Here is a 21,620-nt window from a genome sequence, read left to right as displayed (position 1 = left end):
TCCCCAAGTCAGCGAGAAATTGCGCGTGAGAACTCGGTCGCGGTCCAGTCGCCCCATTCGGTATAAAGCCGATATTCCGGGGTGATTGTCGGTGCGTCGGTCGAAACGCGTCCCCATTCTTCATCGGTCAGATTTGTCGTGGCGCGCGGCACCACCGGGCCACCGCCCAGCTCTCGCGCCAGGAGGGACTGCACATCCGGATCAAGCGTGTAGTTGATGAATTCGTGTGCTTCATCGACCAACGCGCTGCCTTTCGAGATAGCCCAGAATGCCGGGTTCTTCACCGCACCCTCGGTGGGAAATACACGATTGATGTCGATGCCTTGTGACTGTGCTACCGTGGCAACGTCGTTATAGTAGATGCCGATGGGCAGTTCGCCAGTCTCCAGACCGTTCTGAAATTGCGCTTCGTCGCGATACCAAAGGCTTACATTGTCAGCCAGCTCGGAGACCTTCTCTAAGACCCGGAGAACCCCGTCCTTCGATTGAAGAGCCGCTTTTCCATCAAAGTAGGTAGCCGCAGTTATGTCGATAATGTTGGAGACTTCCGGCTGCGCCATGATGCCAATGAGGCCTTTGTTAGTGGGATCCCACAGCGACTGCCAGCTGGTTGGCGTCTCGGGGAAGTCTTCGCGCAACGTAACCAGAATGTTGTAGTAGAAGAACCAGGCTGCTCCGTCCGGCTTGCCATCCTTGTTGTTATGAATGCTGGTTTCCGGCGAAAGCAGGCTGACGTTGGGGATTTTGTCTAGATCCAATGGTTCTATGACATCAGCATTGGACGCCCGCGTCATGGGAATTGGTATCAGTGCGGATACATCCAGCGGGACCGTTCCGGCCCGGATTGCCTGCGCAAGCTGCACGACTTGCGCGTCGCCTTGCGGTGTTCCGGTCGAGGTCACCTCGATGCCGGTCGCCTTTGTGAATTCAGGATAAAGCTTTTCGGCCAAAACTTCCTCAAAAAAGCCTCCCCAGGAACCGATCTTCAAGCTTTCTTTGGCTGCGTGAACGGCAGGTGCATGGAGCCCGGTTACTGTTACGGCGGAAGACACAGCGGCCGTCTTTAAGAAACTCCGACGACTCATACTGAACTTACTCAAAATGCCCTTGGTCATGCGTTCTCTCCCCTTCAGTGGAACGATTTGTTGTTGATTCATTTAGGGGACGTGCGGCGACTGCGGACAACCGATAAGTTTTCAGGTGACGGCTGAATCCTGGGGCAAACCGCCGTGTTTAAGAAGCGCACATCAAGACTGTGTGCACACCGGCCCAACGGCGACGGGCACGGGGTCAACGTTGAATTGTTGCCGTGGATACTTACGTGAGTTTTGCAGTAACCGGTTGCAATGGCGTCTATCCAAATACCTCACCGCGGTCGACGTGCAGCGTCTGCCCAGTTATATTTTTTGCCAGCGATGAAGCAAGAAACAGGTATGCGCTCGCAACGTCCTCCGGGGTTTGAAGGCCCGGCAAACACTGCGCCGCGCTGATCTCCTTAAGAACCTCAGCTTCGCTTTCACCACGTTCTGCTGCCAACTCGCGCAAAGATTGCATGCTGGGGTCGGTTTTGACCCAGCCCGGACACACGCAGTTTACCCTAATGTCTTTCGGGCCGAGTTCACGTGCCAAGGTGCGCATGAAGCCTATATTGGCGTGTTTAGAGGCAACGTAGGCACTAAAATCGGCTACAGCAGTTTTTCCCCAAATGGAAGAAGTGATGATGATATTGGCGCCAGCTTCCATTCGCTTCACAGCTTCACGTGTCACCAGGTAGGTGCCGATCACATTGATATCTATGATGCGACGAAAGTCCGCCTCTGTCTGTGTTGAGCAATCCGAGATCGGAGTCCTGCGTTCCAAGCCCGCGTTCGCAACTAAAACATCGAGCGTGCCGACCTCCTGCAGGACAGTCCGCACCTGCTTGCTATCGGTGATATCGCATTGCCATGATCGGACTGGTTGCCCGGATTCTTTCGCTATGACTTCAGCGATTTCATGCACCTTGTCATTCTGCGCCAGAATGGAAACCTCGGCTCCAGCCTCAGCGAAGGCTCGCGCCACACCGTGACCAATCCCCCTGCTGCCCCCAGTCACCAGCACTTTCTGTCCAGTAAATCCAATATCCATTTCATTGCTCATATGTGAATGTTGGTAAAGCTAGGCCATCACCGCGCCGCCATTCGGAGAGAGACACTGACCCGTAAAGAAACGTGAATTGGCGCCCGCCAGAAACACGGCGGTTTCGGCTATTTCCTCGGGTTGGCCAAACCGACCGAGCGGTGTATCAAGTTCGTGTGCCAAGGCATCCGGCGACATCGCATTCGGATTGCACATTTGCGTCTCGACCGGACCTGGGGCGATTGCATTGATGAGGATGTTCGGTGCAAATTCTCGGGCCCAAGACCGGGTCAACGCCAATATTCCAGCCTTGCTTGCACAGTATGGACTTTGCTCCGCACGTCCCAAATAGGCTAGTTCCGACGCCACATTGATGACCCGTGGCAAATCGCTACGCCCTGCCATTGTCGCAATGGCCGACTTGCCCACCAAAAATGTTCCGCGCAAGTTGACACCGATGACCTGGTCGAACTGCTCGACGGAAGTTTCCAATAGCGAGCGTGATAGTGCGACGCCCGCATTGTTAACGACGATATCAAGGCCGCCAAAAGCGGCATGACACTGTGAGAACATCCGTTGTACGTCACCCTCGCTGCTGACATCTGCAGGAACCGCCAAACAGCCCGGCATGTCACCAAGATCTGGAGAGGGTTCAGACGGCGGATGGTTGAGGGCGACAGCCGCGCCCTCTCTAACAAACGCCTTTGCGATTGCGCGGCCTATGCCGCGCCCAGCTCCCGTAACCAGCGCCTTTTTTCCATCAAGCGAAGCCACTGACGTCACCACTGATTTCCTGCGGGAGGTGGTGCGGGGAACCACTCATCGGGTTCGGGATATTCCCAATCATCAGGAAAATGGTAGGTTTCGAATATCGTACTTGTCGCCTCGGTTGTTTCAAAGAAGGCAAAGGCGTTTTTGCCGTTCCATTTACCCGATTGGACCATCTTGAACCCGCGCCTTTCAAGTTCGGCAATACGCTCTTCCCATGGACGGTCCTCACAATCGTAGGCAACATGGTGAAGCCCTTCCCCGAATTCATCGAGAAAGTCTTTGAAAATAGACGGCCCCCAAAGTGGCTCCATCAATTCCCAGATCATATTACCGGATTTGGCAAAGCAGACCTTGATGGCGAACTCGGCTGGTTCCCCCTGATAGGTCTGGTCGGTCACGTTCTCCGGGGAGAACGTGTAGACGGCCCAAGGACCTATACCAAGCCTCACAAGACCTTCCATCGTTTTGCGGTGATCGCCGGTAACAATTGCCAGTTCTACGACGTTGCCCAAATAGGTGTTCGACAAGGTTTCGTCGCTTAATACGGTGGGCAGTTTTGTCTGAATTGAAGATACGATGCTATTCATTGGTTTAACCTCACACCAGATAGATCACGATCAACTGGTGGCCCCATCGACGCCGGCGATCTGCAAACTTGGAAGCGGCAAAACGCCAAGCTGGAAAAACAATCCAAGCGTGTCTTCGTGATAGATGTAATCGACGACCTTTCCGTTTTCGAAACGGAATACCTCGGCGCCGTAGATATCGACTTTACGACCAGTGCCGGGAATACCGTAGAAGTCGCCTTTGTGAGTGCCGCGCAAACGGAAACGGCTGACCACCTGATCGCCATCGGCAATTAGCTCGATGGCATCCTCATGGATGTCGGGAAAGGCTTCGCGCCAAAACTTAACCAACGTCTTAAAACCGTCCCTACCGGTCGGCCAACCTTCAAGGAACTGGTCATGCTTGACATCTTCAGCGAATATCTCGTCGATTGCATTCATATCGCCCTTGTTCCAGCATGTGCCGTAGATGCGGGCGACAGTTTCCTTGTTGCGTTCTTGCTCGGTCATTTTTGTCTCCATTTACTAGTCTGGAGACCCTCACCCAATGGCAGCGATATGTCACACTACGATTCATCAGCAATTGGCTGAGGCGAATTCAGCCATGCATGGCAACCAAAAAAAGGAGCGAGTTGAAACTCGCTCCTGGAAAGTTTTCTTAGGGAAGCCGACACTGCTCAGGTTAAGTCAACCGTGCGGGCCAAGGCTTGCTCACGAAACGTGCTCTATTTCTCAATTTGATACAAACCTATTGAATTCATCTCACGGCTGAGAAATTTCGCAATGCACTTGCAACTAGTTCAAGCCGCATCTGCAAGTGATGCGGTTCAGCCGATTTGTCGGCTATCTGGCCGAAGTTCAAAGTCTTGATCATTGTGTGGTGGGGATGAATATCCGCAGTTTGCGGTTGCTGTCTGTGGTGGCCTTACAATTCAGTGCGCAGCTATCTCATTGTCGCTGAAGAATCTGAGCCAATAATCGCTTTCGCGAAAGTCATCTGCCTCATTTAACAGCCATTCCTCAAACGCTCTTATTTTCGCTCCGCCGGCTGTATCGGAGGGGCATACCAAATAATAGCTCCGATCCTTGAGAACTGATGTAAATGGAGCACAGATCCTACCACGATCGATCTCTCGCGAAGCTGCAATGATGCTGACAAGTGCTGTTGCCCGATTGTCGATAGCTGCTTCAATACACATTATTTCGTCGCTGAAACTTCCGATCGGTTCCTTGTTCGGAGGGGCAACGCCGTTGCTCTTGAACCAGTTTGCCCAGTCCGGATCCCCTTCCGTGAAGCCGAGCCACTCATATTCGACGAAATCCATGTCCAGGAGCGATTCAGGCGATTTGACGCCCGCTGCAATGTTCGTCGCACAAATCGGCGTTACGAAGTCGTCGAGAACCCATGCGACATGTGCGTCTTCACAATCACCAGCACCATGACGAATTGAGACGTCGACCGAGTACCGGGCAAAATCCAGCACGCTGTCAGACGCAAGCACCCGTACCTTAAGATCCGGATACTTTTGCGTGAACTTTGGTAACCTTGGACAAAGCCAGCTCCAAGCAAATGAACGGGTAGTTGTGACCACCAGGTTGCCTTCAATATCGTTGGACGTCATAGCGACTGACGCTTGTCTTAGCTGACCGAATGCTTCGGAAACAAAGGGGAGCAGTTGTTTACCCTCAGATGTCAGTTTGAGCGACCGCGTCATTCTATGGAACAGACGTACCCCAAAATGGTTTTCAAGCGCTTTGACCCGATGGCTGATGGCGGTTGGAGTCAGACACAATTCCTCAGCAGCCAGCTTAATGCTCATGTGCCTGGAAACCGCTTCAAAGGCTTGCAAACTGTTTAGTGGAGGAATTTTTGTCAATTTCGACCTCCAGATTTCACCCACGTCCCGTTCGAAGAAAAACCTGACCCGGTGCTACAATCGGTACCCGGCAGTGTTTTCTAGGCCTCGACGGCCAAACCAGTGTCAAAAAATGCCCTTTTGATATCGTTCACAACCTCCCAGGCCTGTGCAGCAATACGCCAACCATCTGGTTCTTTAACCAGAAGAAAGGCGCTAACATCTTTTGTCACAGCGATGTTATTCTCGTGCATTTCGCATCCAGCCAAGGCGACGGCAATGTTTCCGACAATGCGGATCTCCATGCCAACCCCATATTCCCTGAATTCAGATAGAGTTCCGTTTTCGCGCAAAGCCTTCATGCGGCTCACGAAATCATGGGCCGATTGCGATTTCGCTGGTCGAGCTGAAGCAAACAGCCTTGCATCTGACTGAAATCCAGCCAAAAAGGTAGCCCAGTCACCATCGGCGTTCTGATCCCAGCACAATGACCCGAATTGCTGGTCGATCAGTTGAGCAATTGCCGCTCTATCGTCGCTAAACGTATTCATTTATTTCCTCATTGAAATACTGTTAGTCGGCTTGGCACTTGCTTTCCAAAACGCTCTCGACAGTAAGAGCGGCACCTAAAACCATTGTGTCTTGGCCAGCGGCGCCGCCGATTGAAAGGCTTATCCAGCGAGAATTTTTTACAGCCGGAAGCGCCACTGTCGGCATGTTAAGAAAAGCGCCTAACATTGCTAGGCTCAGCGTCCTGGCATTGACTTCAGCGAATACTTCATCATTGCCGCACACATCATGGAGACTTGGCGGGCTCATTGGGGTGGTCGGCATCAAAAGCAGAGAACCTTGCAGTTCTTGCTTTATCTTTGCTTCCAGTCGTTGCTTTTCACTTCTTAACCTGGCGACATCGTCCCCAGTCATACCTGATGCAGATTCAAGCCGCTTGCGAACTCTCACATCGATCCGCGGGTCGTTCAGGTCGACAAACTGGGATAGTGTCTCTCGGGCCTCTGCAGCGACAAGCGTGCCGTATTCGGCAAACGCTGCTCGGGTTTCCATGAGAGCTTCAACCTCACGCCGCACAATCCGCGCACCACAAATTTGTAACTGTTCAATCGTTGCCAGGACGCCCTGCAACACTTCCTCATCGACCGGACCAAAACTGATCTCCGACGGCACAACGAAGGTTAGATTTGAAAAGTTGAGCGGCTTGGCAGGCAGGTGGCCAGAGAGAATCTGGTCCAGCAATACGGCTTGCGATACTGTGCGTGTTATCGGCCCGGGGACATCCAAACTTGGCGCAAGCGGAAATATCCCCTCGACGCTATAACGGTTCATGCTTGGCCTGAAGCCTACGAGTCCCTGATAGGCGGCGGGAACCCTGACTGAGCCGGAAGTGTCAGTGCCTATTGAATAGTCTGCTATACCCAAAGCAACGGCAGATGCACTTCCGGAAGATGAGCCGCCGGGCACAAGTTGCTTGCCGTGCTCCATTCCGTTTACCGGCGTTCCAAAATGGGGGTTCAGACCCAATCCGGAAAATGCGAACTCCGACATGTTGGTGTGTCCGAGAACGACCGCACCGGCCCGACTGAGCCGTTGGACGATTTCGGCATCCTGCTTCGCAGGCGTAGGATGATAGGCCACCGATCCAGCATGAGTGCGTCGGCCGGCAAGATTCACATTCGCCTTTATTGCGATAGGACACCCGTCCAGAGGACCCAACGCCCTGTCTTCGAGATGACGGGACCTGGCCTCCTCCAGCTCCCGTTTCATTCGCGGACCGTCGAACGCGACAAATACCGAGGCGGCAGCGGAGCTTTGTGCTCGCTGAAGAGCCGAGTTAACGGTCAAGACAATTTTGTCGGCACTTGTCACAGCGAAACGGGCCTGTCGTAGTAGGGAAGATTTTCGATACGGACTGCGTTGGCGTCAGCTTGGGCTTCGTTACGAACGTGATTGGCAATTTCACTCAACGATGCGAACCAAACGTCGCCTCGATCGAGCACGCCTTCGAGCCAGCGCTCAACCTGACGCCAGCGCGCCAGTCGACCGGTCAAAAATGGGTGCCAGATTGCGATCCAGAAGCCCCCTGCCTCGTACTGTGCTTCGAATTCCTCGAAAAAGGGCTTAACGCCATCGCTGGGTCCTGCCACCGGCATCATGTATCCGATCTCTGAATAGTGCGCGAACGGCGGCCAATCGTCAGTGCCCCAATGAACTGGCAACTCGACGAGGCTTCCTGCCTCCGTTTTCATCAGATACGGAATGTCATCTGCCATAAGTGAGCTGTCGTAGGAAAAGTCGTGTTCGACCAGCAGATCAACAACGGTTTGGTTCACGTTATAAACCGGGGCTCGGTAGCCCTTGGGTTTTTGCCCCGTTACACGTTGATGCGATTCCAGAGCTCTTTCGAACCAATAACGTTGCTCTGACGCAGAGTGCTCGGTCGGATCTTCGTGAAGGTGTCCGTGATGGCCAATCTCATGGCCGCCCTCAAGAATTGTCTCCATTGTCTCGGGGTAGTTTTCAACGACCCAGCCCGGCACAAAAAAAGACTGCTTCAGGCCGAGCCGCTTGTAGGTTTCGAGGATCCTTGGCACAGCAACGGTCGGCCCATATCGTCCCATGGTGATCGGATACAGGCGGTCAAAACCGTCTTTGGGCCTCGAAATATGAATGAGACTATCAGCATCTACATCGAAAGTGATCGCGCAGGCGCATTTTGCCCCATTTGGCCACTTGATTGGTTTACGGATCATCTAACTATCCTTTCAAAACGGCAAATCACTTAGATCCCTGCCATAGGCGTAAACAGGCTCGTTGTTCTGAGTGACGGCATCGTCCCATCTCGAGTACCAATCCAACAGGTATGGCCTTAGATCGCGGCACAGGGAGCGCTCTTCCGTTTTCGATTTGCTCGCGAGCAGAGCATCAGCAATCTCTTCGTGCAGAGAACCTTCATCGACATTCAAAACCCTTCCGTCTTTGAGGGCTTGGCGGCCATCAACAAAGACGTGGCGAACGTCGTCTCGACGGGCTCGTGTCAATAGAAGCGTTAGTGGATCTGCGTCCGGATCGATCCAGGGTGTGGTCATTCGCTTCGTATCGACCAGTACTGCATCTGCTCGAAAACCTGGTGTCAGTTGACCAAGGTCGTTGCGACGCCCTAAAAGGACTGCCCCGCCGGACGTTGCCATGGAGAAGACGTCCTTGATGGTCAACGCAACGCCCTTTGGATGCGGCGGACGGTTTAAGTTCAGAGCGAGTCGCATCTCGGCGAACATGTCCTCGTCATCGGCAAGGGTCGTACCGTCCATGCCGATGGCTACAGGAATTCCGGCGTCCCTGTAACTGGCTGCTGGTGCAATACCGGAACGCAGCCGCAGATTTGAGCTAGGATTGCAGCTGATTTGAGCACCGCTATTTGCAATGAGATCGAAATCGCGCGGATCTGCCCAAACCATATGAGCCATCGAAGTTCTTTCGCTCAACAAGCCAATGTCGTTAAGAAACGGCAATACTCGTTTCGAACGGCTACGCGGGCTCTCGAGACTTTCATAATAAGATTCCAGCACGTGGGTCTGGATACGCGTATCGGAACGTTCTGCTTCCTCAACAATATCACGCATGACATGTTCCGGTGTCCATTGGGGCGCCGTCGGGCCAAACCAGACGGATATCAACTCGTCGCGCGCAAACTCCTTCGCCAACCAGGACATCACTGAGACATAATCTTCGGGTGAAAGTCGCTTTCGTCTTGCCTGAACCAGCAGCACTCTTGCTTGCAGTTCTCCAGGCAAACTATCGAAGAACGGCAGATCCTCTCCGTCGGCGTGAATCATGCGGTTTTGCCAGCGTTCGCCCGGTGCGATCGCCGCCCTTATTCCGGCTTGTCGATAGGCATCTGCCTTTTCAGAGACAGCCGTCACTGCAGCATCGCGATTGGGACCTGCACTGCACATGTCAACTACACTTGTAACGCCCGATTTCAACAGGCGAACGGCGCTGTATAGCGTAGAGAGACGCTGGGTGATTGCAGACATACCGAACCCGGCAAACATCCATGGCTCAAGAAAGTCGTCTGCGACGGCCTGGTTGGATAGCTCAACACCGTAGCAATGGTGATGGGCGTTCACGAATCCCGGCAAAACAGCAAAGTCCGATCCACCAAACTCTTGAACACCTTCATAGCGACGCCGAAGATCGTCTTTTGCGCCGATCTCCACCACGTGCCCTTCTTTAATAAGAACACCCGCATTTTCGTGGATCTGATCAGCAGATTCGATGACCCAACGACCAGTGAGAATAAAAGGATCGGTCACGTTATCCGGCCTCGACCCCAAAATGCAGCTCGACCGGTTCGCAGTCGTCACCGTTGACCGGCGTTATGTCCTGAGGGCAGGCCGACATAACAGCAATCGTGTCCATTTCGGCCCGGAAAACCATCCTGTCTCCCGGTTTGGAAACTGGTGCGAGCCACTGTATAGACCCATCACTATCGACGGGGATGTTCATCCATAGATTGAATGGTGCCGGTACCGCTGGCGCTCGCAAGCCGATAGCTGTCAGAGCCATACGAAGATTGTCTGTGCAATTGTCGTGGTAGTCAGTGCAGCCCAACTGCTGATAGCGCTGATGATCACATGATGCGACGACGGTATCGTGAACGCCCGGGGAAGTATCTTCTATGAGGGTCAGGAGTTGTCTTCGCGCATTCGTGACAAGATTGTCGCCAACCTTCGGGATAATGGAATTCAGCGAAGTGTGCAGATGTTCCATCGAGAGATATTCCTCGATGTTTTCCGAACAAAAGGCCCAGAAATCACAAACTTGCGTACCGTGGGGATTTACGACGGAGAGCAGTTGTCCTCGCTTGACCCTAACCGCAACGCCGCATCGTGCTGGAACCATGTAGCGCTTGCCCAACTCCGGTGTTCCATCGGCCGATATGGCGACTGAAAGGCTCTGATTTTCACCGTCGGGTTGTCCGGGATCGAACTTGAATTGCATTGCTGTGCCTTTCCAGAATTTCATGAACTCCAGAAACGCATAGGTAAAACCAATTTGAAAATGAGGATTTTTCAGGCCATAGATGACTTTTTAGGATTTGGCGAAGGCTTGATTTATTGGGTTTCGATTTCGAAGAACCGTAATCCAACCGGACTATCGCGAAACTTATCGGCCTCCTCCAACAACCAGTCCTGGAATGCCTTGATCTTGGCACGATTGGCTGTCGCCTTCGGGCACACAAGGTAGTAGGTCTTGTTCTTCATGCGATCGTCAAACGGCGCTACCAGGCGTTCATCTTCCAAATCCTGCGCAGCAGCGATCAGACTGACAAGCGCAACACCATGCCCGTTGGTCGCTGCAGATATGCACATATGTTCTTCGGAGTAGGTAACGAACGGATTTGATACGGCACCACATCCACCATGGTGCTCGAACCAGCGTTGCCAGCTCGGATCATCATCGGAAAATCCAGCCCATTCATACTGTATCAACTGTGCGTTTCGTAGTTCATCGAGGTCCGGTGTTGCCGAAAGATGATCTGGCGCGCAGACCGGTGACACATAATCGTCTAGAACCCAGGCTGCGTGAAGATCGTCATATTCACCGTGGCCGTACCTTATGGCGACGTCGATTTCATCTTTTTTGAAATCGATAACCTCGTCTGAACTTTGAATTCTCACTGCAATCTGCGGAAAGCGATCGGTAAATCCTTTCAGACGCGGGCTCAGCCAATTGGACGCGAATGACCCGGTTGTCGTGATTGTTAGCACACCCTCAAGATCATCTCCCATGATCGCTTCGGATGCTTCGGTGAGTTTTTCGAACGCCTCAATGACTAGCGGCGCGTAAACTGCCCCCTCTGCCGTTAGGCGCAGCGAACGTGTGAGCCGATGAAACAGTTGGACCCCTAAGAATTCTTCAAGGCTTTTAACCTGATGGCTGATCGCGGTCGGCGTGACACACAACTCATCCGCTGCCGCCTTGAAACTCATGTTTCTGGCAACAGCTTCAAAGGCTTGTATGCTCTTGAGCGACGGAATACGGGACATGATGTTTATTTACTCCCGTTGCTGATGCAATCAAGGTCAATTCAAATTGAACCCATTCAAGACGTTTCAGATGCGGCTGCACTTCTGATCGCGAGGGAAAACATATCCTGAACCAAAAACCTGCCAAAAAAAATGGAGCAAGGCGAACCTCACTCCAGCTGAGTTTGGGAGGTAATCGGGTCTTAACGGGGCTCGGGCGCAAGTTCGCCAGATTGCATGCGCAGGACCAACTCGTCGATTTCGGCAACAACCTCGCCCGGGATGTCCGGATGATAGCTGCCGATCCTCATCGCCTGCGGATTGTTCAGATCGCCTTTATAAGACTGGCCTTCCAGCTCCCCATTGGCTGCCAGCTCGAGATAAGAGCGCATGTTGCCACGAACATCGAGAATGGCGGACTGCAAGATTTCAGGCCATTCGTTGATTGCGTCGCGATAAATGCCGATTCCGTAAACGCCCTTTTCCTGAACGGCCTGCATGGAGCCGAGCGTTGCACTGTCCATTGTCGGCCAAACAACATCCGCGCCTTGTTCGATCTGGTTCAGTGCGGCTTCCTTGCCTTTTGCGACATCATCCCAATCACCTGTCCAGGTGACCAGAACCTTGATGTCCGGGTTTGCTGATTTCGCGCCGGCTTCGTAGCTGGCAACAGTATCGTTGGTGAACTTGAACTTTTGCGCAGCGATGATGCCGATTGTGCCTGTTTCAGACATGCGGCCAGCGGTAAAGCCCATGAGATAACCGAGCTGGCTGAAATAGAAGTCAGCATTCGCGACGTTTTCGCTGGTACCCAGCCCGTTGTTCACCATGAACATGGTATCCGGGAAGCGCTGCGCAACCCGCACGACAGCATCCTGGAATTCACCGCCATGACCTATGACCAGATCATAGCCGCGACGCGCATAGTCACTGAGAACCTCGATCTGGTCAGGCTGGTGCACGCTTTCGCTGTAGGCAGTCTCGAAACCCAAATCTTCGCCGGCCTTTTTTAGACCTTCATATCCAGCCTGGTTCCAGCCGTTGTCGGAAATCGATCCAGGCATAACGATAGCTGCACTCTCGATGCCTTCAGCATAAGCGGGCGTGACAAAGGTGATCATGGCGGCCGCAGCCGCAATGAAAATACGTCGTGTTATCATTTCTGTTTTCCCTGTTGGTCGGTTCGTTATTTTTTTGTTGTTCAATTTTCGCCTGCAGCTACTCGGAGTGAAACTGAGGTTTTCTCAGGCGACGGATGAAGGAATCAGCGCTTTTCCCGGTCATATTCGAGACCGACGGCTGCAGGAGCCCGCACCTTGCCGACAAATCCCACAAGTGCGACCAGCGAAGCCACGTAGGGGATAATCAGGAAAGCCTGATAAGGGACATCTGGATTGCTGAACTGCAAACGCAGCTGCATCGCGTCGCAAAATCCGAAAAAGAACGCGGCAAGCACCGCCCCCACGGGGGACCAGCGTCCCAGGATAATCGCGGCAAGTGCGATAAATCCTTTACCAGCGCTCATGCCTTCGGCGAAGAGGTAGACCTGTGACAAGACCAGATGCACACCGCCAAGAGCCGCGATTGCACCACTAACGGCAATCGCAGTGTAGCGGAACGGAAACACAGGAACACCGGCCACATCAGCCGCGCGCGGGTTTTCACCGACGGCTCTCAAATCAAGACCGGAATTGGTGCGAAACAACCAGAACCATCCACCAACGGCCAATGCGATAAGGAGATAAAACAACGGATCTTGCGAAAATAATGCAGGGCCGATGATTGGGATTTCGGACAGGAAGGCGAGATTGATCGTACCGAACCCCTCGACACGAGCACCTCCAGCCATATCGCCGAATATGAGACGGGAAAGGAATGCGGTCAGTCCTACCAGGAGAAGATTGATAGCGATCCCGGCGACCAACTGATTGACCTTGTAGTGAATTGCCATAACACCAAGCAACAAGCCGGAAAACACACCACAGATGATCCCTGCGCCAAGACCGACAAGTGGAGATCCGGTCATGAAGGAGCCGGCGGCGGCTCCGAGCGCTCCTGCTAGGATCATGCCCTCAAGCCCGATATTGTAAGTCCCGCTGCGTTCGGCAAAAACGCCGCCAAGCGCAGCGAATGCGATCGGGATTCCGAGACGAACGCTTGATGCTAGTACATCTCCTAGGGCTGCAGGGTTTAGAAGAAATTCCATGATTTTTGCCTTTTTTTCCTGCCCAGAAGCATTTTCAGAAACGCGCCGATTCCTTCCTTTCCGCCGATGGCTTTCGGCACGATTGCCGCGGCAACGAACAACACGACAAGCCCTTCGATGACTTCGATGATTGAGCCTTCGACGCCAACTGCGCGTTGCATCGTGCCTGCACCGGCGGACAAGCCGGCCAGGAAGAATGCCGAAAGAGGCGCCAGAAGCGGGTTCAACGTGGCAAGGAACGCGACGATAATGCCCTGATAGCCATAGCCGTCGCTGAACAGGTGGAAGAGCCTGTATTTCAGCCCGATGACTTCAATAGCTCCCGCGAGTCCAGCGAACATTCCGCCGACGATCATGGCGATCATGATCTGGCGTTTGGTGTTCACACCTGCATATTTGGCAGCCTGCCGATTACGGCCAACCAGATCGAGCTTGAAGCCGGAAGGGGTCGATCGCAGCCAGAAATACAGAAGAACGGCGCAAACAATCCCGATCAAAAAGCCCATATGGGCATCGGTTCGGGCCAACATAATCGGAAGTCGATACTGTGACGAAACCTCTTCCGAATAGGGATAAGGAGCACTCTCTGCCAGAAGCGGTCCTGCCACCGCATAGCTGACGATATGAATGGCAATGAAGTTCATCAACAGGGTCACGATGACTTCGTTGATATCTCGATAGGCCCGCAGATAGGCGGGGATAGCAGCCCAGAGTCCACCACCAATGGCCGCACAGACGAAAATCATGGGAATGCCGATCCAGCCAGGAAGGTCCGGCAACGCAAGGGCGAACAGAGCACCAAACAGTCCGCCCATATAGATCTGCCCCTCGCCCCCAATGTTGAATAGCCCGGCGCGTAGCGGCAGGATCACTGCCAGCCCGGCAAGCAACATCGGTGACATGTCAACCAGCGTATTAGACAGGCCCCAGTAGTCAAAAAAGGATTCCGTGAAAAGGACCTTGTACGCCTCAAGCGGGTTAGATCCATCAACAGTGATGAATACTGCACCGACTGCCAAAGCCAGGATAATCGCGGTTAATACTCTGATTTGCAGGCTTTGTGCGGTCATGCTGCTGCTCCGTTTGCGGCAGTCATCAACAGGCCGACTTGTTCCAGGTTGACGGACTTTGGATCGATGTATCCAGTGATGCGGCCAAAGGCCATGACGGCTACCCGGTCGGAAACGGCGAGCACATGCTCAAGCTCCGTCGATATGTAGAGAACAGCGACGCCACGTTCTGCGGCAACGCGGATTTGCAACTGAACAAATTCCGTTGCCCCGACATCCAACCCTTTTGTTGGCTGTACGACTACGAGCAGTTTCGTAGCGGCCGCAATCTCACGCGCCAGGGCTACTTTCTGCTGATTGCCCCCCGACAGACCCGAAACCGGAAGAGACGTGTCGCGGGGACGGATATCGAATGACTCTGCAGTTTTTTTCGCGACCGTCGTTATGGCTGCCCTGTTTATCCGCCCGTTTCGTGAAAATGGTGCCTTGGAGATGGTTCGAAACGCCAGATTGTCGGCGACGCTAAGAGATAGAACCAATCCCTCGGCGTGTCTGTCCTCTGGGACGAAACCAATTCCGGCCTCCAATCTGTCGGCAACGTTGAGTCTGGTAATATCGCGCCCGGTTAAATGAACCTCTCCGTCTTCCGCAGCCATAAGGCCACCAATAACATCCGACAGTTCTTTTTGACCGTTGCCGTCGATCCCGGCGATGCCGAGAATCTCGCCAGCGTTGATCGTCAAAGACACATCGTCTAATACGCGCGAACCATTAGAGGACAGTGCCGAAACATTTTTTACGGATAGAACAGTTTCGGCTCTAGCAGTGTTTGTTCGTTCGAACTCAAGAATGCTTTCTTTTCCCTTGCTGCCCATCATCATTTCAGACAGTTCTGAAGGGTTTGTATTCGTGGTTAAAACGTCACCTTCTATGCGTCCGTGGCGCATTACGAGTACACGGTCTGCGGCCTCCATGATTTCATCGAGCTTATGCGTGATGAAAAAGACGGTACGACCAGCTTCAACGAGCTGACGAACACCAGCCAGGAAAGGTGCTACTTCATTCGGTGCAAGTACGCTCGTCGGTTCATCGAGTATGAGGATGCGAACATCCCGATAAAGAGCCTTGAGGATCTCGACGCGCTGCCGCATGCCGACCGGCATTTTCCCGACCTCAATGCCGTAGTCGATCTCAAATCCAAAGTCCTGCCCGAGTTCTCGAATTTTGTCAGGGGCATTGGGGCCACGTTTGTCCGCGGGAAGACCGATCAAAATGTTTTCAATTGCACTCATGCGCTCGACGAGGCTGAAATGCTGGTGAATCATGCCGATGCCGGCAGCAAGAGAATCCGGCGGCCCACGAAACAACACGTCCTTGCCGTGTAATTTAACTGCCCCGCTTGTCGGATGATATAAACCAATCAGAACGCTCGCGAGGCTGGTCTTGCCCGCGCCGTTCTCACCGAGGATCGCGATACACTGACCGGCCTCTGCTTTAAAAGAGACCCCATCAAGTGCTTTGACTTTTCCGAATTCCTTGCGGATATCGACCAGTTCAAGTGTCGGCGCGCCCAATTGTTCCTCCATACGCAGCTGGTGGGAAACTGCTGGAGGAGAGCATTCTGAACAAACGATTAGAATTCATCTGTTGGCTGAGAATTACGTTATGGCGCATTCCAGCACGCTATTTTATTGAGGAAAATCAAAGGTCGTCGCTACTCATGTGGCTTTGGTTTAATGCCACGTATAGTTTGATTGGAGAGCTTGATTGTGCCCCATCGCACACCAATCGCTAACTGGGATGATGCTTATTCAAACGCTCGCTTCATTGAAGGAGCCGATGATTTCCCCTTGAGGTGGACATCCGAGGCCAGGAAATTTCGCCAAGCTCGTGTCGCCGAAGGGAATGCGCGATTAGACATACCCTATGGCAATAAACCACGACAGAAGATGGATGTCTTCTATCCCGGCGCCAAACCCGACGGTTTGTTTGTATTTGTCCATGGTGGTTATTGGTGTGCCCTGGATAAGTTCCGCTGGTCTCATGCGGCATCAGGGGCGCTCGAAAAAGGCTGGGCTGCGGCGCTCCCCAGCTATACGCTTTGTCCCGAAGTGACTATCGATGTTATCACGCGCGAGATCGCATGCGCTGTCGAAAACGCGGCCGCTCAGGTGTCAGGTCCTATTGTCATTGTTGGGCATTCCGCTGGCGGGCATTTGATTAGCCGCCTCCTCTGTCGTGACTCGACGCTCACGCAGGTAGCAAAAGATCGCATTGTAACTGCCGTATCCATCAGCGGAGTTCATGATCTGCGGCCGTTGCTGAAAACGTCGATCAACAAAACGCTTAGGCTGACGGAGGCAACCGCTATGACAGAAAGCCCTGCTCTGCAGCTTCCAGATACGCAGGCAAAATTGATCTGTTGGGTCGGGGCCGAAGAACGTCCCGAGTTTCTTCGGCAAAATGCTCTGCTTGCCAACATCTGGTCCGGGTTTGGTGTGGAAACGCTCTGCGTAGAAAGTTCCGGTGAACACCACTTTAACGTTGTCGACGGACTTTCAAAATCCGATAGCGCTCTCATGTCCTGCATTTTTTCGTAACCACAACTTCTGCCAACCTCGAGGTTCAATTCTTCAACGCTCTTTGGCCATATCATCGCAATTTCTTAATGGGATTGCCGATGTTGAAATATGACCTTTGTGGAGACCCTGCACGAAGCATAATCATGCGTCGGGTTAGGGTTTAGTGAAATTGTTGTCTGCACAGATCGGGCCGCCTTACCACGCCCTTCCCCTATGATCTGTATTGGCTGCGACAATGCAATTGCCAGAAGCACTTCAAATGGCGGTTGACGCTTAAAATCGAGGCAAAAAAAGCAGCTTCATCAACCAGGGCAAACCAAAAAAGGCTTTAAAGAGCGCGGTTATGTCTGTGCTGGCCGCTTGCATCAGTGAGCGTCTGCACGCCTGAGATAACCTCAGCCGTCGGATAATTGTAATCATTTGTCAGGAAATCCAGAGGCCCACAAAATCCAGCACGAACCCAAGTCAAACTTCATTGGAGACATCATGAGAACCATTCTTCAGATCGACGCCAGCGTTCGAAGGACTGACAATGCCGTGCCGGAATACAACTCCATTTCGAGAGCCATTGCGGCTACCTTCATGGAGAAATGGGGGCAGACCAACCCAGGTGACAAAGTAATTCGTCGCGACATCGGGATGAATCCACCTGACATCATTAATCAGGATTGGATCGCAGCGGTTTTTACGCCGGATGAGGACCTGACCGATGAGCAAAAAGAGTTGATTTCTCTTTCAGACACGCTGATTGATGAACTCGATCAGGCTGACATCATTGTCATGTCCACACCAATGTACAACTACGGAATGCCGGCAGCTCTGAAGGCTTGGTTCGATCAAGTCGTTCGCGTCAACAAGACCTTCACATTTGACCTCGCGCGAGGTGACTACCCCCTCGAGCCAATTATGTCAGGCAAGAAGCTTGTGCTCATTACCTCAAGTGGCGAGTTCGGGTTTGGTCCTGGCGGCATCAGGCAAAGCTGGAATCATCTGGGGCCACACATTGAAACACTCCGGGGATATCTCGGCGTGGATGAAGTCTACGAAATCAACGCTGAGTACCAGGAATTTGCCGACGATCGTCACGCCAAATCCGTTTCAGATGCTCATACGGCAGCCGACGCATTGGTGGACAAGCTGTCCTTGTTTAGAGAAGCCGTCAACGCGTAGTCGTTCAGAAAATTGACTTCATAAAAGCTTTGTCAGAGGCCTGCGGTCGGCTTTGACGACCGCAGGCCTCTGAAAGTTCTACAACACAGTCCATGACACGTTGTGCGTTCCACTCAAAATGTCATCCTTACCTATTTGCTGTCGCACGGGGCTAACATCAAACGGCATCATATGCTTCACCGTCCGCCCGTTAATAAGCGGCGCACAGTCGCACTCTTTCTGCAACACGTGTATTTCGACCGTCTCATCGCAAATATGACAGAGACTTAAAGCGAACGCTGCGCAGTCATGTACGAGGAACTCGAACGTCATTTTCTTGGTCACTCAACTCACCCAGTCTAGGGTGGCGATAGCATTTGATTTTGATTGCAGAAGCAATCGATCAAGTACGGAAATGACGCCAAGAAAGTCCTATTCTGGGTGCATCTAGGGGACCGGGCTTTACTCCGGTCGCGTCGCGGCCTCCACCGAACCAAACACGAAATCTGCCCGGAATATCTAGTGCCACAATCCGCATTCGTCTCGGCCCATTCGGGTAACATGGAGTGACAACGGTCCAGTGCTCCATCTCTAATGGCGTTGCCTGTCGCACCGTTCGTTGGAGGAGCAAGATGACCGCAGAATCTCAAACCATCAAAACTTATGTTGGCCTCGATGTTTCACTATCCGACACACATATTTGTGTGTTGGATCAAAGTGGTAAGCGCTTGTTTCGAGGTGTTGTTCCATCTGATCCAATCGTCATTACAGAAACCATCTTAGCTCATGCCACCTGCTGCGAACGAGTTGCGGTGGAAACTGGTGCTACAACCCCCTGGCTTTGGAGAGAGCTGCGTCGTCGAGGAGTTCCAGCAATCTGCGTTGATGCGCGCCATGCCAGCAAGGCACAGTCCATGAGAAGAAACAAAACGGACCGCAACGACGCTGAAGGCTTAGCAGAACTCATGCGGATTGGGTGGTTCAAAGAAGCGAATGTCCGCACACCGGAGGCCCAATATATCAAGTCTATGCTTTCGGCCAGGTATCAGCTCCGGTTGAACCGTCGAGACATCCTGAACCAAATGCGGGGGATCGTGAAAACGTTTGGATTGTTTACAGGGAGCACAGCAACACGCAAATTTCCTGAGATAGTTCGGAAAGTAGTAGACGAGCATCCTGAGGTTGCTCCTATGCTCGCGCCACTTTTGGCGGTACACGATTCAATGATCGAACAGATCAAGTACTATGAAGATCAGTTGAAGATCATTGCCAAGAATGACGAAAATGCTCGTCGTATCATGACCGTTCCTGGTGTCAGCTATCTCGTGGCCCTGGGTTTCATGTCAGCGATTGATGATCCTTCCCGCTTTAGTTCATCGAGTAAGGTGGGACCATACCTCGGACTTGCGCCACGCGTTCGCCAATCTGGAGAAACGAGTTGGAGCGCCGGGATCGGTCATGCACCAGACCCGATGGTACGATCTTACTTGTATCAGGCGGCTACAATTTTGCTCACGAAAACAGCGACCTGGTCAAAGCTGAAAGCTTGTGGGTTTCGTATCTATAAGAGAGCTGGCTTCACGCGAGCTGCGATCGCCGTGGCCCGCAAATTAGCAATAGTGATGCACTCGATTTGGATCGATGGAACCGAATTCGTGCATGGAAAGGCCAAGGCTGCGTAGTTTAGCGCTTTCTGGCATCAGGAATCCCGCGAAAGTGGGATAGTCCTGACCGGGACGACGGGACACCAACCTCGCAGCGATCGTTGCGACTAACCATATCGCGTGGAGTGACAATGAGGTGGTTCCCAGCGAAGCCCATGTTGAGGCGGTGATTGCCGACCCCGTAAGGAACCATGTGCCCGGTTGAGATATCTGGAAATTCAAACGCCACACTTCGGCGAACAATTCCGATTGCCTGAGTGCTACCAAGCCACTGCATAATAGCAGTTGGCTTGTCATTTAACGAAACAGCTGAGAAATACTTGAACCGCTATGGATCGCTTTGATTGCATCTGCAAGCAATGGCGCGATGGAGCAAACCTCAATCTTTCCGCATGGTGTTTCTGCTCTCAACGGAATTGTATCTGAAACCACAACCGACTCGAGTGAAGAAGCCGTTATTCGATCAATTGCATTCCCGGAAAGCACAGGATGGACGGCTGCTGCTTCTACCGAGACTACTCCATGTTTGATGAGGAATTCTGTCGCTTCAATCAAGGTTCCGCCGCTTGCGATTTCGTCATCAACTATCAGAGCTTTCTTGCCTGCGACGTCACCGACTATGTTGACTGCTCGCGGCTTTTCATTGTCACCATCGCGACGTTTGTCCACGATCGCAATAGGAAGGTCTAGCCGGTTTGCATATGCACCTATCTCTTTAGCTTCTCCCACATCTCCAGCTACCAAGACATAGTTGTCCAGATTTCGAGTGGCGCGCAGATGATCGCAGATGATTGGTGCGGCTAGAAGCTGATCTACTGGAATTCGGAAAAAACCTTGTACTTGAGGTGAATGTAGATCCATGGTCAACACACGATCAGCACCAGCAGCCTCTAAGAGATCAGCCATTAATCTTGCCGTAATAGATATTCGAGGTTTGTCCTTTTTGTCCGACCTGGAGTATGGGAAATAGGGTAGGACTGCAGTTACTCGCTTAGCGGATGCGTGTTTTAGTGCATCGATCGTAATCAGTAGCTCCATTATCCCATCGGATACTGGGGAGCAGGATGGCTGAATTACAAAAACGTCCATTTCTCGAACGTTCTCTTCAATTTGCACCAGAATGTTCTCGTTAGAGAAGCGAACCTGCCGAGTTTGGCACGGCTCGACGCCAATATGGCTACAGATCTTGAATGTTAGGTCTGGATGAGCGGAACCGCTGATGATCCGTATATTGTCTGACATAAGTTCCCCATACTTTTGCTAATCGTGTGTCAAAGCTTGCCTTGGGAACAAGGGAAGCAAATTCGCTGAGATCGATATTTCGAAGATTGGGCAGTTTGAAAATCTCGGCATCCGTACGGACTTGCTGATTGACGCGCTCGCGGGCCAAGAAATAGCCCCAACAAACTCATGAAACCTTTGGGAAAACCAGTTTTGGATGATGGTGTTGAAAGTCGCAGAAGCAATTGTTGCACGCGATCCACCTAGCAAGAAATGAATTATTTCAGCGCAACCTAACCGGGGAGGCCGTATAAATGCAATCACATAATATGTTTGGAATTCTGTTCACGTCAGAGCTGCAAACTTGATTGTTGAATCACTTTAGGGCGTTTTCTCGATGCAAGTATTTTGGTTGCGAGCAAGGTCGATTGGC

At 52.4% G+C, this 21,620-nt stretch carries 20 protein-coding genes; 3 read left to right on the top strand and 17 right to left on the bottom strand.

Annotated features, from left to right (window positions below):
- Window positions 1-8: 8 nt before the first annotated feature.
- The 16 genes from ABLQ08_RS27300 to ABLQ08_RS27225 all read right to left on the bottom strand — a co-directional run bounded on the left by ABLQ08_RS27300 (window position 9) and on the right by ABLQ08_RS27225 (window position 16,145).
- Window positions 9-1,085, bottom strand: coding sequence for an ABC transporter substrate-binding protein (locus tag ABLQ08_RS27300; protein ID WP_352949310.1), 1,077 nt, complete (start codon window positions 1,083-1,085; stop codon window positions 9-11).
- Between the two features lie 268 nt (window positions 1,086-1,353).
- Entirely contained in the window at window positions 1,354-2,127 is a 774-nt protein-coding gene (locus tag ABLQ08_RS27295; RefSeq protein ID WP_352949125.1) for an SDR family NAD(P)-dependent oxidoreductase, read from the bottom strand.
- Between the two features lie 30 nt (window positions 2,128-2,157).
- Window positions 2,158-2,901 (bottom strand): SDR family NAD(P)-dependent oxidoreductase, encoded by a 744-nt coding sequence (locus tag ABLQ08_RS27290; protein WP_352949122.1) that lies wholly within the window; start codon window positions 2,899-2,901, stop codon window positions 2,158-2,160.
- On the bottom strand, window positions 2,898-3,476 hold the full coding sequence (locus tag ABLQ08_RS27285; RefSeq protein ID WP_352949119.1) for a VOC family protein: 579 nt from the start codon (window positions 3,474-3,476) through the stop codon (window positions 2,898-2,900). The genes ABLQ08_RS27290 and ABLQ08_RS27285 overlap by 4 nt, the downstream gene beginning before the upstream one ends.
- Window positions 3,477-3,506: 30 nt before the next feature.
- Window positions 3,507-3,965 carry an ester cyclase gene (locus ABLQ08_RS27280; protein ID WP_352949116.1) on the bottom strand — a complete coding sequence of 153 codons (459 nt, stop codon included), beginning with the start codon at window positions 3,963-3,965 and terminating at the stop codon, window positions 3,507-3,509.
- A gap of 422 nt (window positions 3,966-4,387) precedes the next feature.
- Window positions 4,388-5,332 carry a LysR substrate-binding domain-containing protein gene (locus tag ABLQ08_RS27275; protein ID WP_352949114.1) on the bottom strand — a complete coding sequence of 315 codons (945 nt, stop codon included), beginning with the start codon at window positions 5,330-5,332 and terminating at the stop codon, window positions 4,388-4,390.
- A gap of 80 nt (window positions 5,333-5,412) precedes the next feature.
- Window positions 5,413-5,862: a hypothetical protein gene (locus ABLQ08_RS27270; RefSeq protein ID WP_352949112.1), complete on the bottom strand. Its 450-nt coding sequence runs from the start codon at window positions 5,860-5,862 to the stop codon at window positions 5,413-5,415.
- 22 nt (window positions 5,863-5,884) lie between these two features.
- Window positions 5,885-7,192, bottom strand: a complete 1,308-nt coding sequence (locus tag ABLQ08_RS27265; RefSeq protein WP_352949109.1) for an amidase family protein — start codon at window positions 7,190-7,192, stop codon at window positions 5,885-5,887.
- A complete protein-coding gene (locus tag ABLQ08_RS27260) occupies window positions 7,189-8,076 on the bottom strand; it encodes a polysaccharide deacetylase family protein (RefSeq protein ID WP_352949107.1) in 888 nt (295 codons plus the stop codon). The genes ABLQ08_RS27265 and ABLQ08_RS27260 overlap by 4 nt, the downstream gene beginning before the upstream one ends.
- Before the next feature lie 12 nt (window positions 8,077-8,088).
- The gene (locus ABLQ08_RS27255) at window positions 8,089-9,639 is read right to left on the bottom strand and encodes an amidohydrolase family protein (RefSeq protein ID WP_352949104.1); all 1,551 of its coding nucleotides are present in this window, start codon (window positions 9,637-9,639) and stop codon (window positions 8,089-8,091) included.
- A 1-nt stretch (window position 9,640) separates the two neighbouring features.
- Complete coding sequence (locus ABLQ08_RS27250; protein ID WP_352949102.1) at window positions 9,641-10,327, bottom strand: urea carboxylase-associated family protein; 687 nt, start codon at window positions 10,325-10,327, stop codon at window positions 9,641-9,643.
- 113 nt (window positions 10,328-10,440) lie between these two features.
- Window positions 10,441-11,376, bottom strand: coding sequence for a transcriptional regulator GcvA (gcvA, locus tag ABLQ08_RS27245; RefSeq protein WP_352949100.1), 936 nt, complete (start codon window positions 11,374-11,376; stop codon window positions 10,441-10,443).
- A gap of 182 nt (window positions 11,377-11,558) precedes the next feature.
- Window positions 11,559-12,515 (bottom strand): BMP family protein, encoded by a 957-nt coding sequence (locus tag ABLQ08_RS27240; RefSeq protein ID WP_352949097.1) that lies wholly within the window; start codon window positions 12,513-12,515, stop codon window positions 11,559-11,561.
- 104 nt (window positions 12,516-12,619) lie between these two features.
- On the bottom strand, window positions 12,620-13,561 hold the full coding sequence (locus ABLQ08_RS27235; protein WP_352949094.1) for an ABC transporter permease: 942 nt from the start codon (window positions 13,559-13,561) through the stop codon (window positions 12,620-12,622).
- The gene (locus ABLQ08_RS27230; protein ID WP_352949092.1) at window positions 13,546-14,631 is read right to left on the bottom strand and encodes an ABC transporter permease; all 1,086 of its coding nucleotides are present in this window, start codon (window positions 14,629-14,631) and stop codon (window positions 13,546-13,548) included. Before ABLQ08_RS27230 ends, ABLQ08_RS27235 begins: the two co-directional genes overlap by 16 nt.
- A complete protein-coding gene (locus ABLQ08_RS27225; protein ID WP_352949090.1) occupies window positions 14,628-16,145 on the bottom strand; it encodes an ABC transporter ATP-binding protein in 1,518 nt (505 codons plus the stop codon). The genes ABLQ08_RS27230 and ABLQ08_RS27225 overlap by 4 nt, the downstream gene beginning before the upstream one ends.
- Window positions 16,146-16,340: 195 nt before the next feature.
- Between ABLQ08_RS27225 and ABLQ08_RS27220 the strand changes: the two genes are divergently transcribed.
- The 3 genes from ABLQ08_RS27220 to ABLQ08_RS27210 all read left to right on the top strand — a co-directional run bounded on the left by ABLQ08_RS27220 (window position 16,341) and on the right by ABLQ08_RS27210 (window position 19,984).
- Entirely contained in the window at window positions 16,341-17,171 is an 831-nt protein-coding gene (locus ABLQ08_RS27220) for an alpha/beta hydrolase (RefSeq protein ID WP_352949088.1), read from the top strand.
- A 519-nt stretch (window positions 17,172-17,690) separates the two neighbouring features.
- Complete coding sequence (locus tag ABLQ08_RS27215; protein WP_352949085.1) at window positions 17,691-18,323, top strand: FMN-dependent NADH-azoreductase; 633 nt, start codon at window positions 17,691-17,693, stop codon at window positions 18,321-18,323.
- Between the two features lie 611 nt (window positions 18,324-18,934).
- Window positions 18,935-19,984, top strand: a complete 1,050-nt coding sequence (locus ABLQ08_RS27210; protein WP_352949083.1) for an IS110 family transposase — start codon at window positions 18,935-18,937, stop codon at window positions 19,982-19,984.
- A gap of 279 nt (window positions 19,985-20,263) precedes the next feature.
- Here the strand turns inward: ABLQ08_RS27210 and ABLQ08_RS27205 are convergent, their stop codons facing one another.
- Complete coding sequence (locus ABLQ08_RS27205) at window positions 20,264-21,208, bottom strand: ribose-phosphate diphosphokinase (RefSeq protein ID WP_352949081.1); 945 nt, start codon at window positions 21,206-21,208, stop codon at window positions 20,264-20,266.
- Window positions 21,209-21,620 lie beyond the last annotated feature (412 nt).

Source organism: Roseibium sp. SCP14, assembly GCF_040329475.1.
In the GTDB taxonomy this organism is placed as follows: Bacteria; Pseudomonadota; Alphaproteobacteria; order Rhizobiales; family Stappiaceae; genus Roseibium.
This window is presented reverse-complemented; position numbering and strand designations above follow the sequence as displayed.